12 protein-coding genes are annotated in these 15,668 nt (G+C 54.3%); 7 read left to right on the forward strand and 5 right to left on the reverse strand.

The window, feature by feature from the left end; translation table 11 throughout:
* The first annotated feature begins 480 nt into the window (after nt 1-480).
* Nucleotides 481-738 carry a hypothetical protein gene (locus ACR0NW_RS20390; RefSeq protein WP_480452159.1) on the forward strand — a complete coding sequence of 86 codons (258 nt, stop codon included), beginning with the start codon at nt 481-483 and terminating at the stop codon, nt 736-738.
* A 128-nt stretch (nt 739-866) separates the two neighbouring features.
* On the opposite strand, the gene arsB is transcribed toward ACR0NW_RS20390, so the two are convergent.
* Genes arsB through ACR0NW_RS20410 form a run of 4 tightly spaced genes read right to left on the reverse strand, consistent with a single transcriptional unit; the run spans nt 867 to nt 4,973 of the window.
* Nucleotides 867-1,886: an ACR3 family arsenite efflux transporter gene (gene arsB, locus ACR0NW_RS20395; protein WP_480452158.1), complete on the reverse strand. Its 1,020-nt coding sequence runs from the start codon at nt 1,884-1,886 to the stop codon at nt 867-869.
* The gene (gene arsJ / locus ACR0NW_RS20400) at nt 1,883-3,148 is read right to left on the reverse strand and encodes an organoarsenical effux MFS transporter ArsJ (protein WP_480452157.1); all 1,266 of its coding nucleotides are present in this window, start codon (nt 3,146-3,148) and stop codon (nt 1,883-1,885) included. Before arsJ ends, arsB begins: the two co-directional genes overlap by 4 nt.
* Complete coding sequence (locus ACR0NW_RS20405) at nt 3,145-4,143, reverse strand: ArsJ-associated glyceraldehyde-3-phosphate dehydrogenase (RefSeq protein ID WP_480452155.1); 999 nt, start codon at nt 4,141-4,143, stop codon at nt 3,145-3,147. The genes arsJ and ACR0NW_RS20405 overlap by 4 nt, the downstream gene beginning before the upstream one ends.
* The gene (locus tag ACR0NW_RS20410) at nt 4,140-4,973 is read right to left on the reverse strand and encodes an arsenate reductase/protein-tyrosine-phosphatase family protein (protein ID WP_480452154.1); all 834 of its coding nucleotides are present in this window, start codon (nt 4,971-4,973) and stop codon (nt 4,140-4,142) included. Before ACR0NW_RS20410 ends, ACR0NW_RS20405 begins: the two co-directional genes overlap by 4 nt.
* Nucleotides 4,974-5,278: 305 nt before the next feature.
* On the opposite strand from ACR0NW_RS20410, the gene ACR0NW_RS20415 reads away from it, so the two are divergent.
* From ACR0NW_RS20415 to ACR0NW_RS20425, 3 genes are read left to right on the forward strand one after another with little or no spacing between them, the layout of a single operon-like run.
* Nucleotides 5,279-11,734 (forward strand): GAF domain-containing protein, encoded by a 6,456-nt coding sequence (locus ACR0NW_RS20415; protein WP_480452153.1) that lies wholly within the window; start codon nt 5,279-5,281, stop codon nt 11,732-11,734.
* Nucleotides 11,735-11,737: 3 nt separating this feature from the next.
* Nucleotides 11,738-12,079, forward strand: coding sequence for an Hpt domain-containing protein (locus ACR0NW_RS20420; protein WP_480452152.1), 342 nt, complete (start codon nt 11,738-11,740; stop codon nt 12,077-12,079).
* Nucleotides 12,072-13,097: an adenylate/guanylate cyclase domain-containing protein gene (locus ACR0NW_RS20425; protein WP_480452150.1), complete on the forward strand. Its 1,026-nt coding sequence runs from the start codon at nt 12,072-12,074 to the stop codon at nt 13,095-13,097. The genes ACR0NW_RS20420 and ACR0NW_RS20425 overlap by 8 nt, the downstream gene beginning before the upstream one ends.
* Before the next feature lie 298 nt (nt 13,098-13,395).
* Here ACR0NW_RS20425 and ACR0NW_RS20430 read toward each other — a convergent pair whose 3' ends face one another.
* Nucleotides 13,396-14,298: a LysR family transcriptional regulator gene (locus tag ACR0NW_RS20430; RefSeq protein WP_480452148.1), complete on the reverse strand. Its 903-nt coding sequence runs from the start codon at nt 14,296-14,298 to the stop codon at nt 13,396-13,398.
* 133 nt (nt 14,299-14,431) lie between these two features.
* Between ACR0NW_RS20430 and ACR0NW_RS20435 the strand changes: the two genes are divergently transcribed.
* From ACR0NW_RS20435 to ACR0NW_RS20445, 3 genes are read left to right on the forward strand one after another with little or no spacing between them, the layout of a single operon-like run.
* On the forward strand, nt 14,432-14,611 hold the full coding sequence (locus ACR0NW_RS20435; RefSeq protein ID WP_480452146.1) for a hypothetical protein: 180 nt from the start codon (nt 14,432-14,434) through the stop codon (nt 14,609-14,611).
* Nucleotides 14,608-14,985 carry a nuclear transport factor 2 family protein gene (locus ACR0NW_RS20440; RefSeq protein WP_480452145.1) on the forward strand — a complete coding sequence of 126 codons (378 nt, stop codon included), beginning with the start codon at nt 14,608-14,610 and terminating at the stop codon, nt 14,983-14,985. Before ACR0NW_RS20435 ends, ACR0NW_RS20440 begins: the two co-directional genes overlap by 4 nt.
* A gap of 11 nt (nt 14,986-14,996) precedes the next feature.
* Complete coding sequence (locus tag ACR0NW_RS20445; RefSeq protein WP_170653324.1) at nt 14,997-15,599, forward strand: NAD(P)H-dependent oxidoreductase; 603 nt, start codon at nt 14,997-14,999, stop codon at nt 15,597-15,599.
* Nucleotides 15,600-15,668 lie beyond the last annotated feature (69 nt).

Here is a 15,668-nt window from a genome sequence, read left to right on the forward strand (position 1 = left end):
CGGCGGGAATTTTGGGGCGGTTGCGTTCAACCGCGTCCTGAAAGCTCTCGTAATAGATCTTGCTGTTTGCATTGTCCTTAGGCACTGGGCTTCCTCCTGTCAGCGCGCCGCTGTACTCTGACATCAGAGCCGGGCGGTCTAATGTTTGAACGGCATTTTTGCCGTCAGCGGCCTGCAGCGGACCATCAGCCAGCTACAAAATCATCCGGATCAACACCGGCGACCTTCCTGCTGGAAGCCGACTGTTTTCGATTTCAAAGCACGCGCCGTATTGCACGCTGTTACTGTCTTGCAGGTTGACCTTTTTGAAATGTCCGCACCGCGTTTCGTGATTCCACGCAGAAGAGTGAACTGCGAATTATTGATATTGTCCACAACTATTTTACGCATTCATTAATATTGACGAAATGTATCCACATTTCAATTGCTGTATTCTTACTGTGCTACGATTTTCGCAACTTTGCTTGCAAGGAGTCAAGATTGGAGAATCTACTGCAAACTCATGACCATCGACGCTCGCGCCACCTGCGGGTGAACGACGGTCAGCAGGCACTATCAGGTTGTTCACCTTTTGTCTCGAAGCGTGACCTGAGCAAAAAATCATGCGGTCACTTCAAGTGTAAACGCTTCCCCAGTTCTGAAATCACCGGCGCGGAAATGGCAATAGGATCCGGTGGCGAGGCGGTGGCGCTTTGGGCGGAACAGAGAAGCTACTTGGCCACCAACGGAAAGGATTAGTTGCGCTTGGCTGTATTCTTATTCCGGAGGGTCTGCCTTTAGTTGTCGCTATTCTCTTTTCCCGGCGTTTTTCTGGTTGGGCTGGGGACACATATCAAATCAAGAGTGTCAGCGAGTATTTTACCGGGCTATTGCACTATCTCCGCAAACCGGCTGCGTGTTTTGTTTGCAAAAGCCACTAACGACAGCATCACTGGGACCTCGACCAGCACTCCGACAACGGTTGCCAAAGCAGCGCCGGAGTTCAAGCCGAACAGGCTGATTGCAACAGCGACGGCCAGCTCGAAAAAGTTGGATGTCCCGATCATGGCGCAGGGGGCGGCGATCCGATGTGGAACTTTCAGAACAAATGCAGCGCCATAGGCCAGCGCAAAGATGCCATAGCTCTGAACCAATATGGGTACTGCGATCAGCACAATAACCAACGGCTTGGCCAGAATTGTCTGTCCCTGCAGACCGAACAAGATGACAACCGTGGTGATCAGGCCAATCACGGACCAGGGTTTGACCCGAGCCGAGAACGCCTCGATCGCCGCTTGCGATCCCAGCCTCTTGCGCGTGATCAGGCCAGCAATCAAAGGCAGGACAACGTACAGAACGGTTGCAAGAACAAGCGTCTGCCACGGGACTGAGATGTTTGTGACGCCCAGCAAAAGCGCCACGATTGGTGCAAAAGCTACGACCATGATCAGATCGTTGACCGAGACCTGAACCAGAGTGTATGTCGCATCCCCTTTTGTCAGTTGCGACCAGACGAACACCATTGCGGTACAAGGTGCAGCCCCAAGCAATATCAAGCCAGCAGTGTATTGCGCCGCATCTTCGGGCTGAATCCAGGGCGCAAAAACATAATCAAAGAACAGTACCGCCAGAAACGCCATGGTGAATGGCTTTATCAGCCAATTGACGACAAGGGTTATGATCAAGCCGCGGGGTTGGCGGGCAACTCCCGCGACCGCGCCAAAATCGACACCAACCATCATTGGGTAAACCATCGCCCAGATCAGCAGTGCGACCACCAGATTGACACTGGCGACTTCGGCCGACGCGATCAATTGAACCAGCCCCGGTGCCGCCTGGCCTATCAACACGCCCCCAATCATTGCTAGCGCGATCCATACCGTCAGGTAGCGTTCGAAGATGCTCATGAGATTGCCTCGTTAGTCTGCTCGGCAAGCTTGCCGGATGTCAGCGCGGCCAAAGCGACCATGATTGCCGCAGTTCCCAGAACCAAGGGCAGCCCTCCGATCTGGTAGGTCAGGCCCGACAGGACGGTGCCGACCAATCGGCCCGTTGCATTGGCCATGTAATAGAACCCTACATCCATCGTGACCCTTTCAGACTTGGTGAATGCCAGGATCAGGTAGGAATGCAGTGAAGAGTTGACCGCGAAAATCGCCCCAAAGACCAAAAGGCCAAAGACCAAAGTGATGGTCAGCCATGTCTGCGGCCCCGAGGACAGCAGGACAGCAATGGTCAGAGCGGCGGGTACGCAAAACAAGGCAGCGGCCCAGTTGCGCGCGGCGCGGATCAGATCGCCCTCGGTGCGCTCGAACGCGCGCAGGATTTTGGGTGCGCTGGCTTGAACCGCGCCGTACAGGATTATCCAGACGGCCATGAATGTGCCGATCATGAAGAAGGCGGCGCGGTTTCCTTCTTCTGTGCCGTCCGAAAGGACGGCGTAGAAATAGATCGGGATGCCAACCACGAACCAAACGTCTCGTGCCCCGAACAGAAAAACGCGCGCAGCCGATAGCCAGTTCACATTGGCCAATTTCGAAAAGACCTCAGAGAATTTCGCTCCCTTGCGCCCTTTGGGCAGGCCGGGTGGCATGAAGGTCACGACAGCCGCCAGGATCGCCGCCAGTACGATCGCCATGAAAAGAACGGCCCAATGGAAACCCAGCGTAACCAGCAATGCGGCCCCCAGCAGGAATCCCAGACCCTTCACCGCATTCTTTGATCCGGTCAGGATGGCGACCCACCGAAACAAACCACCACCATCGGTGGGCGCCAACAGTTTGACCGCCGATTTCGAGGACATCTTGGCCAAGTCCTTAGCGACCCCGCTTGCCCCCTGAACAAACATGACAAAGGCGACCGAGACCCCGATGGTCCAGTTCGGATCAAGCTGGGTCAGCGCCAGCAAAGCCACGACCTGAAGGCCCAACCCCGCATAGAGAGTCGACGTCAACCCGAACCGTGCTGCAATCCAACCGGCTGCAAGGTTGGTCACCATGCCAGCGATTTCGTACAGGACAAACAGATAGGCCAACTGCACCGGCGAGAAGCCCAGTGTATGAAAGTGCAACAGCACCAACATTCTGAGCGCCCCATCGGTTAACATAAATGCCCAATAGGCTGCCGTTACCGCGATATAGGCTGACAGACCTTCAGGTTTTTGGGTCACAGAGAAGCCCCAACCATCAGGGCAACATCGACCAGTCGATGTGCATAACCCATTTCATTGTCGTACCAGGCATAGATCTTCACCTGTGTGCCGTTCACAACCATGGTTGAAGGCGCATCAATGATCGAAGAGCGTTCGTCATTCGTGTAGTCGGTGGACACCAATGGACGTGTCTCATAGCCCAGAATGCCGTCCAGCTCTCCTTCGGCGGCAGCTTTGAAGAAACCGTTGACTTCTTCGACGGTGGTCTCACGCTCGACCTCGAAAACGCAATCCGTCAACGATGCGTTCAGCAATGGAACCCGCACAGCATGGCCGTTTAGCCGCCCTTTGAGTTCCGGGTAAATCAGAGTGATAGCTGTAGCCGAGCCGGTCGTGGTCGGGATCAACGAATTCAAAGCCGAGCGAGCGCGGCGCAAATCCTTGGCCGGTTTGTCCACGATCGTTTGCGTGTTCGTCACATCATGGATCGTGGTCATCGACCCGTGGCGGATACCGAGGTTTTCGTGAATGACCTTGACGACAGGAGCGAGGCAATTGGTCGTGCAGGATGCCGCCGTAACAATGCGATGTGCGGCGGGATCATAAGTATCTTCGTTAACGCCGCAGACGATGTTGGCCGTGGGGCCATCCTTGACCGGCGCGGACACTACGACCTTTTTCACGCCGGCTTCAAAATACGGAGCCAATTTGGCCTCGGTCTTGAAAGCCCCGGTGCACTCGATAACCACATCTACGCCGTCCAGTGGCAGTTCGGCCAAATCATCGGTTCCGATAAACGGAATACGCACGCCGTCAATCGTGACACTATCCTCATCATGTTCAAAGGATGCATCCCAACGACCGTGCACGGTATCAAACTCCAACAGGTGCGCCTGCATGGCGGCATCACCCACGGCGTCGTTGATCCAGGCAATTTTTGCGCCCTTCTCCAGCAACGGTTTCAGGGCAAGCTTTCCCATCCGGCCCAAGCCGTTCACAGCGTATGTTGTCATGTTGTACTTTCAGCAGGAGTTTTGCCGATCTCATCAACGGCGGATTGCAGTGCGATCCGGTCAAGGCTTTCGACCGGTAGTGAAGAAAAGGCTTCGATACGGCGCTTGAGCGCGCCGTAAGCGTTTTGGAAGGCGAGGCTTTTCTCGGCATCGTTGCCCTCGGCCTTGACCGGATCAACCATGCCCCAGTGGCCGCTGATCGGTTGGCCCTCCCAGGCCGGGCATTCTTCATTCGCCGCCTGGTTGCAGACGGTAAATACGAAATCCAGTTCCGGCGCATCCGGCCCCGTGAACTCAGCTACGTTCTTGGAGCGCAGGACCGACGTGTCGTGCCCTTTGTCTTTCAACACCTGAAGGGCAAACGGATTCAGCTCGGAAAACGGTCTTGTCCCGGCCGAAAATACATTAAACCGATCCCCGGCGATTTCGCGCAGCAAGGATTCGGCAAAGATCGAGCGGGCGGAATTGCCCACGCAGATGAACAGCACGTTGAACTTCCGGTCAGTCATGGCGTCATTTCCTTGGTTAAAAGGCATGCAGAGATCAGGTCGTCCGAGGCAGCAATCCACGATCAGAAAGTCGAGCATCTGCTGCACGTTCTTCATTTCAATCGAGTAGAGCAGAGAAGTTCCCGACCTTTGCTGTCTGATCAACCCGGCACTCTGCAACGCATTCAGGTAGTTCGACATTGTGCTGGGTTTGAATCCCAACGCGGAAACCAGCTCCCCCGCTGGCACGTGGTCAGGATATCGCCGCATGAGCATCCGAAACACGGCAAGACGGTGAGAGTGGCCCAGGATGCTCAGTTGGTTCGAGACTTCTATTTCCATATTTCGGGAATTACTAAATTATGATTTTAGGCACAACTCGTTTCTGAGATGTAAGATGAATTCGCCTCGATGGGATGTGCCGCAAACTCTGGGCTTGGATTGGCGGGAGCGCCCTTGTTTGTACCTCCCGCCTACACAGTTTGAGGTGTTCGCAATTTCTGGAAAACCGCCGCAATTCAGTTCCGTCCTGTATCGCCCGAAGTGCACGAAACACCGGCTGCAAAGAAACTCAGTGACTTCTACCATGTGCCCTCTAAACTCCTGTCTCATGTATTTTAGTGGTTTGCGTGGGAGTTTGAGCGCAAGTGGGTGGAAAGAAGGCTTCAGAAAAGACGGAAATTTCAACGTCATCAACCGCGCAAAATTCGTGGCTCAGCGCTGCTGATCAGCAGGCGCGGTTCGACGCCACCGCGCGGGTCATGCAAGCCATCTCGGAAGCCAAGGATGATGTTCAGCCGGTCTGCGACCTGATTGTAACGCTTGCAAAAGACCTTTGTGATGCCGTTTTTGCCGGGTTGGTCCTCGGGCAAGAAGGGGACAATCTTCAGCAACTGGTTGCAAGCGTTAATCTGCACCCGGAAATTCAACAACTCTGGACCGACGGCAAGTACACGATGGAACCGGGCAATTCCATCGTGACGGACACCATTCTCAGTGGCGAGACCAAGCGCGTTGTCGACATGGGGGATACCCATTTCCACAAATCAGGCGATGAGCGCTTTAAGCTCATTGTCGACAAGCATGGGTGCCGCAGCAACTTGTTTGTTCCGTTAAAGGTGGATAGTGGCGCAATCGGGTGCCTGATGCTGGCACGGGACGAAGTGCGCCCCTACACCGACGATCAGGTCAAGCTCGTCGAGACTTTCGCCGCTCAGGCGGTGATTGCCATTGAAAATGTGCGCCGATTCCGCGAGCTGCAGATCCGTCTGGCACGTGAGGGTGCCACGCGCGAAGTCTTGGAGACGATCAGTCGGTCTCGGGAAGATGAAGCGCCGGTGTTCCAGGCAATCCTGGAAAACACTGCCAGACTTTGCGAAACGGATGTCGCCACATTGAGCCTTTTGAACGAGGCGGGAACGCATCTCGAATATGCAGCCCATTTCGGCGATCAATTGGCTACCTACAAGGTCGGCGTAGATCGCTGGTCACTGGACTCAAACCTTCAGATCGCCGAGTCCGTGCGAGAAGCGCGTGTCATCCACAATGCAGATTTGCGGCTGACGGACCACTACATCAACGGGGATCCCTGGCGCCGCCAGCTGGTTGACGAAGAAGGCGTTCGATCCTTTCTGACGGTTCCACTGATGTCAGCGGATGGCGATCCGGTCGGGGTCATTGGCATCTACCGGCGTGAAGTGCGCGCCTTTACGGCTGATGAGATTTCTCTGGTTGAAGGTTTTGCTGCGCAGGCTGTGATTGCCTTGGATAATACGCGCCAGTTGACAGAGCTGCACACGCAGCTGGAACGTCAGACGGCAACACAGGAAATTCTGACCGTAATCAGCAAAAACCGTGATGATGATGCGCGCGTTTTCAATTCGGTTCTTCAGCAGGCCACCAGGGTATGTGACGCAGATCAGGCGGCTCTTGTTTTGGTTAATGCCGCAGGAACCCATGTGCGACTGGCAGCAAATTGGGGACATCAGAACATCGAATACGGTATCGGAAAGGAATGGCCGCTTGAAGGATCGGGAACCGTGAGCGCCGCGATCCGAACATGCAAGGTCGTTCATATGGACGATTTGGTCGAGACTGATTTCTACCGCTCGGGTGACGAAGTCGCGGTCAAGATGGTCGAGGTCGAGGGCATTCGGTCGCGCGTTGCAGTCCCCTTGATGCAAGGAAATCGGGCGGTGGGTGCCATCGCGGTCAGTCGCCGCGAGGTGCGCCCGTTTGCAGAGCAGGACGTGCAGCTTATTGAAGAATTCGCCAAACACGCAGTCATTGCCGTCGAGAACACGCGCCAGTTTCGTGAAGTTCAGGAACGGCTCGAGCGCGAGAAAGCGTCGCGAGAGATCCTCGAAGTCATCAGCCGTAGCCGTGACGATGACAAGCCTGTCTTCCAAAGCATTCTCGAAAATGCCAGCCGCTTGTGCAAAGCACCGCTCGCCTTCTTGTGTGTCGCTGATCACGATCGAGGGCTTGCAACGATCCCAGCCAACATTGGTGCGAGAACTGATTTTAATGAAGCGCTCAAAGGTTTCTCGGAGCCGTTGACGCGCACTGAATTGATCGCGATCAAGCCAATGATCGATGGGCAGGTTATCCGCCAGGACGATATTGCCGATGATCCACTTTATTACAGGGACCGTGACCCAAGACGCGTTCAGATGGTCGAGATCGAAGGGGCCCGTTCGGTTCTTGCGGTTCCGTTGATGAAGAATGGCTTAGGCCTGGGGGTGATTGTGCTCTATCGCCGCGAAGTTGCATCCTTTTCAGATGACGACGTGGCTCTGGTCCATACCTTCGCGGCTCAAGCCGTGATCGCAATGGAAAACGTCCGTCAGTTCCGCGAAGTGCAGGACCGCACAGCGGAAGTAACGCAAGCTTTGGAATACCAAACTTCTACATCTGAAGTGCTGCGGGTTATTTCGGCGTCACCAGATGAGTTATCGCCCGTCCTCGACGCTATCCTCAAAGAAGCGTCGCGTATCTGCGAATTGCAGGATGCTTATGTTGCAATGCTGAACCCCGACGATCAGCTCTTTCATGTTCATTCGATACTTACACAGGACACGGCCTTTGCGGAGTATGTCAAAGCTCATCCTATTTCTCCCGATGAAAGCGGTGTAACCGGGCGTGCCATTCTGTCGAAACGCACAATCTATATCGAAGATGTTGAAACGGATTCTTCTTATACTTGGATTGAAGAAAGCGGTGTCGGTGAGTATCGATCCGTGCTCGGGGTGCCCCTGGTCAAGAACGGAGATGTTGTTGGTGTAATTTCGATCGGGTCAACGGAGGTTTCGGGATTTTCCACCAAACAGATTCAGTTACTGGAAACTTTCGCAGACCAAGCCATCATTGCCATTACCAATGCCAACCTCTTCCGAGAAGTGGAAGAACGCACCGCAGAAGTCGTGCAATCGCTTGAATACCAGACTGCTACTTCAGAAGTTCTGGATGTCATCTCGCGCTCGCCCAACGATCTTCCGCCTGTGCTGGACGCCATCTTAGAGGTCTCCTCGCGCATCTGTTCCCCGGAATACGCATTCTTTGCCATGCGCGATGCTGACGACGGGCTCTACCGCGTGGTCATGTCCCACAATGTCAGCGATGCGTTCCTGAACTTCTTGTCAGACAATCCGATTGCTCCTGAGGAAGGCTCGTGCATCGGACGTGCGGCCTTGCACGGAAAAACTGTCCATATCGAGGATACGCGCAACGACCCGACATACACGTGGAAAGAAGCGGCCGAGATGGGAGATTACCTGACGACTCTGGGGGTTCCGCTTGTGAAAGATGGCCTGACGCTGGGGGTCATCGTTATGGCGCACCGGCAGGCCTCGGCTTTTAGTGACAAACAGATCAGCCTTCTTGAAACCTTCGCGTCTCAGGCTCTGATCGCAATCAACAACACGCAACTATTCGAAGAATTACAAACGCGTACTGCAGAAGTCGAAGAGGCGTTGAAGTACCAGACAGCTACGTCCGAGGTACTCGAAGTTATTTCCCGATCTCCTGACGCGCTGGAGCCTGTATTGGAGGCGTTGCTGGCCGTTTCATCCCGTATCTGCCGTCTACAGGATGCATTTGTGGCTCTTAAGAAGCCCGAAGACGGGAAATACCATTTCTTTGCCGGGCACAACGTGCCCGACAGTTTTGCAGAGTTTTTGAAGGCGCATCCTTTTGAACCTGGGGAATCAACGGCAACTGCAAGGGCTCTTCTTCACGGACGGGCCGACTACGTCGAGGATACGCAGGCAGATCCAAATTATGATCCGGTTCTAAGGTCTCACAATGAGGGTTACAGATCTGTTCTTTCCGTACCATTGATACGTGACGGTGATACAATCGGCGCAATCAGCATGGGTAGCCGAAATGCCGCGGCTTTTGACCAGAAGCAGATCAAGCAATTGGAGACCTTCGCGTCCCAAGCGATAATCGCAATTCAGAATTCGCAACTTTTTAATGACACGCAGACCGCGCTTGCACGCCAAACGGCGAGTGCGGACGTGCTGCGCGTGATTTCAGAGTCCCCGACCGACACCAAACCGATTTTTGAAAAGATTGTTGAACTCGCAACGATGCTCATCGATTGCGACCTATCAATCGCCATCCAAGCTAACAAAACTGAAATTTGGCAGGTCGCCGTTGCAACGCCTGATGGTATCCAAGAAATCACGTGGACAGAGCGGATACCAATTGATCCGGAAGACAATTTGCCGTCTTGGGCAATCCAAAGCGGCAAGACTTTGCATATACCTGAGTGGAACTACGACGAGCTACCTCGGCGCGATCAAAAAATTATGCGCGAGAAAAAGTTCAAATCCTCCCTGATGGTGCCACTGATGCGCGGGAAGGATTGTTTCGGTGCCCTGACATTCATTCGAAAGACGACTAAGGCTTTCAGTGATGATGACGTCGCTATTGCCGAGTCCTTCGCTGATCAGGCTATCATCGCCCTCGAAAACGTCCGGTTGTTCAATGAAACCGAAGCATCCTTGGCGCGGCAAACGGCCAGCGCAGACATTCTGCGCGTCATCAGCCAATCCCCTGACGACATCAAACCTGTCTTCGAGGCAATTGCAGAAGCGGGTGTTCGGTTGGTCTCATGCGATACGGTTGCAACGATGACCGCGCAGGATAACAGCTTTGAGGTGCTCGCCCGGGTCGATGCACAAGGTGCGGCGACCCTTGAGGGGAACCAGAGTTTCCCGATCGACCCCGATCCGATGTCCAGCTTTCCTGCGCAGGTACTGCATGAGAAGAAGATGCTCCACCTCCCGGATTGGGACAAACTCGACCTCTCACCGTTTGAGCAGATCACGTATGATCGGCATGGTATCCGTGCCGCACTGTTGCTGCCTCTGATGAAGGGGGCGGTGTGTCTGGGTGTATTGGTTTTTGCACGAAAAACAGCCGGTGCCTTCACCAAGGATGAAATCGACCTTGCTTATTCGTTTGCCGATCAGGCGGTGATTGCAATTGAAAATGTGCGATTGTTCCGCGAGGCGGAAGAGGCGCGCAAAGCTGCGGAAGAGGCAAACGAAGCCAAAAGCGCCTTTCTGGCCACGATGTCCCACGAAATTCGCACCCCGATGAATGCCGTAATCGGGATGAGCGGGCTGTTGATGGATACAGAGTTGGATGCGGAACAAAGCGACTATGCGAACACGATCCGCGATAGCGGCGATGCACTTTTGGGCATCATCAACGAGATTCTCGATTTCTCAAAAATTGAGGCGGGGCAGATGGATATCGAAATCCATCCGTTCGATTTGCGTGAATGTCTGGAAAGCGCGCTGGATTTGATCAGCGGCAAAGCAGCCGAGAAACAGCTCGATTTGGCGTATGAATTCGATGACTCCCTACCGCCCGCGATCAGTACGGACCTTACCCGTTTAAGGCAAATTCTGCTGAATCTCCTATCAAACGCTGTGAAATTCACCGAAAGCGGCGAAGTGGTTCTTTCGGTTGAACACACAGCCGGGGTGCAGGGGTCACTTGAACTTACATTCAAGGTCCGTGACACCGGAATTGGGCTGACCAAAAAAGGCATGAGCCGTCTGTTTCAATCTTTCAGTCAGGCAGATAGTTCAACCACACGCAAATATGGTGGCACCGGCCTTGGTCTTGCGATCTCTAAACGCCTCGCAGAGCTTATGGGTGGAACCATGTGGGCAGAAAGCGATGGCGAGGGATGCGGTTCCACCTTCATTTTCAAGATTCAGGCCAAACCTGCAAAATCGGTCAAATCATCATCTCGCGATCTGCTTGGCGTTCAGCCGGAACTTGAAGGTAAGCGCATACTGATGGTGGACGACAATGCCACCAATCGCAAAATTCTGTCGCTTCAAACCGAAAAATGGGGCACCCAAACCACAACTTGCGAAACTCCGTCTGAGGCGCTGCGCATGCTTGAGAATGCGGACCAGTTCGATCTGGCAATCTTCGACATGCATATGCCGGAAATGGATGGGGAAGAGCTTGCCAAAAAGGTACGCGCCAAGAAGCTTGGATTGCCACTTATTCTTTTCAGCTCGCTTGGTCCGCGCGATATGGATCTCGATGATGGGCTGTTTGATGCCAATCTCGCCAAACCTTTGCGCCAATCCCACCTGTTCGATACCCTGGTCACACTGTTCGCGACTGAAAAGGTGCGCGTAAAGCCGACAAAATCTCAGGACAAACCCCAGACCGATCCGGACATGGCAAAGCGGCATCCGCTGCGCATTTTGCTGGCCGAAGATAATTTGGTGAATCAGAAACTCGCTCTTCGCCTGCTCGAGCAGATGGGTTATCGCGCTGATCTGGCCAGCAACGGCGCCGAGGCCGTCCAAAGCGTTGACCGTCAAACCTACGACGTCGTTTTCATGGACGTACAGATGCCCGAAATGGACGGGCTGGAAGCGTCCCGCCGTATCAATAAAGCATTCCCCGATGGAAACCGCCCTCGCATCGTTGCGATGACTGCAAACGCCATGCAGGGCGACCGCGAGATGTGCCTGGAAGCAGGGATGGACGATTACATCACCAAACCCATCCGCGTACCTGTCCTAATCGAAGCCCTTTTGAATGTCCCCGGCAGAAGAAGGTGATCCATGACTGAAAGCCCAATTGATCATGAAATCTTCCTGGAGCTAAAAGACGCAACAGGTGAAGATTTTGCCGCCGAACTTGTAAGCACATTTCTTGACGAAGCCCCCGGCATGATTGCCGAATTGAAAGCGGCAGCAGGCGAGGCAGATGCCGACAGGTACCGCCGCGCCGCCCATTCCATTAAATCGAATGCCAATACATTTGGGGCGATGGCGCTTGCCGAACAGGCAAAAAAAGTCGAACTCGGTGAACCGCCCGTGACCGGAGATCTTACGGATGCGCTCGCACTGGAGGTCGCCCTCGATACTGCCGCCGCGGCCCTACGGAGTTTGATTGATGACTGATGCCCCCGGCCATTTACTCATTGTCGACGACAACAAGGTAAACCGCCTGCTTTTGTCTCGCAGTGTGGAGCTTTTGGGCCATCAGGCGTCGGTTGCGGAAAACGGTCTGGTCGCAATGGAAATGCTATCCAGCCAGCCATTTGACCTGCTTCTATTGGATATCGAGATGCCGGAAATGGACGGTTTTCAGGTTCTGGAAGCGATCAAGTCGGACACCGAGCTACGAGATCTGCCAGTAATTGTAACGTCGTCTGTCGAAGGGCTCGACAATGTTGTGCGTTGCATTGAACTGGGTGCCGAAGACTACTTGCCGAAACCGGTCAATAAGACGCTTCTTAGTGCCCGCGTCTCAAGTGGCCTTGAAAAGAAAAGACTTCGGGACGAACAAAAACGTCTGCTGGAACGCTTTGCGACAACCGAAGTTGCTCAGGACCTGCAAGAGTCGGGCTTTGCCATTGGCGGCAAGCGTGCCAACGCGTCGGTTCTCTTTTGTGACATTCGCGGCTTTACGACATTGTCGGAAAACCTCGCCCCCGAGGAAACGATTGATCTGCTCAATACCTTCTACACGTTGATGTTCGAGGCGGTCACCAGCAATGGAGGCATTGTCAGCCTGATGTTGGGAGACGGTCTTATGGCACTTTTCGGCGTTCCGCAGCCATTACCCAACTCTGCGCAAAGCGCAGTGGCCGCAGGGCAAGAAATGCACAACATGATTGAGATACTAAATCTCGAACGACGCGCAGAAGAGAAAAGTGACCTAAGGATCGGCATCGGAATCGCAACTGGCGAAGTCGTCGCTGGCTATGCAGGTACGGACAACCGGGCGACGTATACTTGTATCGGATCGACCGTAAACCTTGCTGCTCGCCTTGAAGCAGAAACGCAGAAAACTGGCAGCCGGACATTGATTGATCAAGCAACCTTCGATCTGCTGGAAGGGGCTAACATATTGGAGACTTTCGGTGACACCAGGATCAAAGGTTTTTCCGATCCGTTCGACATTCACGCGTTGTGACAAATCATGCAACGTTTTGGACAAGATCGTCGTTCCCACAAAATTTACGGTTCCCGCTTACATCCCATTGCTGAGAAAGGGCACGCCTTCGCCCCGGCTGAGAACAATCAAATCTAACTCTCTGTGTCACAGTTTATGGCGGTCCAAAGCCGCCATCCGAAAACCGGTTCGATGGCAGCAGGTTGGGTCCTTGCAATTCTCCAGCGACGTGCAGCACGCAGGAGACGCAGCGAAGGCTAAAATTCGGGAGAAAGGCAAAACACTATCCTGCCCTTCATTCTCAGCTGTCTAAAAGACGTCATCCTTGGCGATCGGACGATGCATTCAAGTGTTCGATGAACAGCCTAAGCGGCATCATGGATCTGTATTCTCGTGGAAAGTAGAGAAAAATGCCCGGAGTTGTGCCAAGGAACCTTTCGAGTACAGGGCTCAGAACGCCGGAGTCGATCTCATCGGCAACGTAGTCCCGAAAGGTGTAGACCAATCCTAACCCCTGTTTGGCCAGATCGACAGAGGCCGGAAGGGTGTTTGTGATCAGGTTGCCCTGCACATCAACGGAATACTCGCCATCCTGCGCCCGAAAGCTCCAGGGTGCAATCCGACCTGAAGACTGGAACCTGTAGCAAATGCAGCTGTGTTCGAGAAGATCGCGCGGGGTTTCAGGAGTTCCATGGGCCACCAGGTAGTCTGGGCAAGCCACCACGGCAAGCGGCAACGGTGACGTCAGTCGCACTGCTACCATGTCCTGCGCAATGCGGTCCCCCAAACGGAATCCCGCATGAAGTTCCTCACCCAGAATATCCGAGAGTGCATCGGTCAGAGAAAGTTCCAGTTCAATCTCCGGGTATTTGGCGCAGAAGCTTTTCAGGACCGGACTGACAAGCAGATGATAGGCAAATTCCGGCATCGCCAGCCTCAGCGTGCCTCTGGCAGCGTGCCCAGTGCTGCGTGCGCTTTCGACGGCCTCAGAGAGTTGATCGAAGGCCGGGCCTGCCCCACGGATCAACGCCCGTCCTGCCTCGGTCAGGCTGATTGATCGCGTTGTGCGAATGAACAGCGCGGTGCCAAGCTGATCCTCCAGTGTTTTCAACTGATGACTGACGGTTGAAGGCTTGATGCCAAGCGCCTCTGCCGCGGCGCGCAGCGAACCGTGGCGAGCAATTGCTACAAAAATTTCAAGCGTGGCGAGGGGCAAACGCATGGGGGCTCCGACTTAGGCTATTATTCGATATGATACATGAAAGAAGTGAAAAGCGAGGCAATTATGTCAGCAACGTATCACACCTAAATTCACCTCACCGCCGCGTAGCCTGACCCAAGAGGATGAACGCGCCATGACCATAGCTACCGCGTTTGCCGCCGCCCTCGTCGCAAGGGATATCGCCTTGGGGGTAACCCGATCAGTCGAAGACAGAGCCTATACGGCGAATTGCCCGGCCACCCTTGGTGAAAGCGGACCCACCGGCGGACTTTTTGGGACCGACAACCAATCGAATGGTGAAATGAATGAATGAATGACTACCCTGAAATCCGCGGTTTCATCGCTGACTGGTTTGCTCGATTTGACCGGCTGGACTCGATCGAAGTGTTCCTGCGCGATCTACATCCGGATGTGACATGGGAAATGCCGGACGCGGACACCAGCCTCACTGGCCACGACCGCGTGCGCGCCTGGTACGCCGAGGTGCTAAAGACACTTCAGAGACCCACCGAACACCATGTGAGCAAGATTGATGTCACACCCGACACGGCGCGGTTCGAAGTTCTGTTCCGCGCCAAAACCTTTTCGGGCGAACCCATCGAAGCCCGCGTTCAGGAAAACTGGCGCTTTGATACCCGGCCCGACGGTCGCCCGCTCATCACCTCCTATTCCGCAAAGTTCCTGTAAGAGGCAGACATATGAAAACTCTCGTTCTCACTGCGCATCCGGACCTGAACAGATCGCGCATCAATCGCGCATGGTTCGAAGCGTTGTCCGAAGCGACCAACGTGACAACCCGCGACTTGACCGACATCGGCGGTTCCGAGATGCGGTTTGACATTGCCAACGAGCAGGCCTTGCTGTTGGCACATGATAGGGTCGTGTTCCAGTTTCCCTTCTACTGGTATTCCGCCCCACCAGTGATGAAAGCCTGGATGGATCAGGTTTTGAGCTATGGCTTCGCTTATGGGCCGGGCGGCGACCAACTGAAAGGGCGTGAGTTTCTGATCCTTGTCTCCACAGGCGGGCCGGAACACAGCTATCACGCAGGAGGCTACAACAACTACACGATGGCTGAATTCCTGAAACCCTTTCAGCAGACGGCCAATTTGGCGGGCATGACCTATCTGCGCCCGTTTGTGGCGCACGGCATGGCTCTCGCTACACAAGAGCAGATCGAAGCAAATGTGCCCGAGATGCTGGCCCATCTGACTGATCCGGATCTGGACCCCAAGGTCAAACAAGCACGCCTGCTCAAGCAATTGGAAGACGATCCAACCAAGGCTGCCGCAGTCAGTTAAAACCTGCGTTATTATGCTATGCCAAAGAACCCACGCCGAACTGTCGGCTCGCAACCTCTTCAGCGTGGG

The sequence above is a fragment of the Ruegeria sp. CF5 genome, assembly GCF_056537325.1.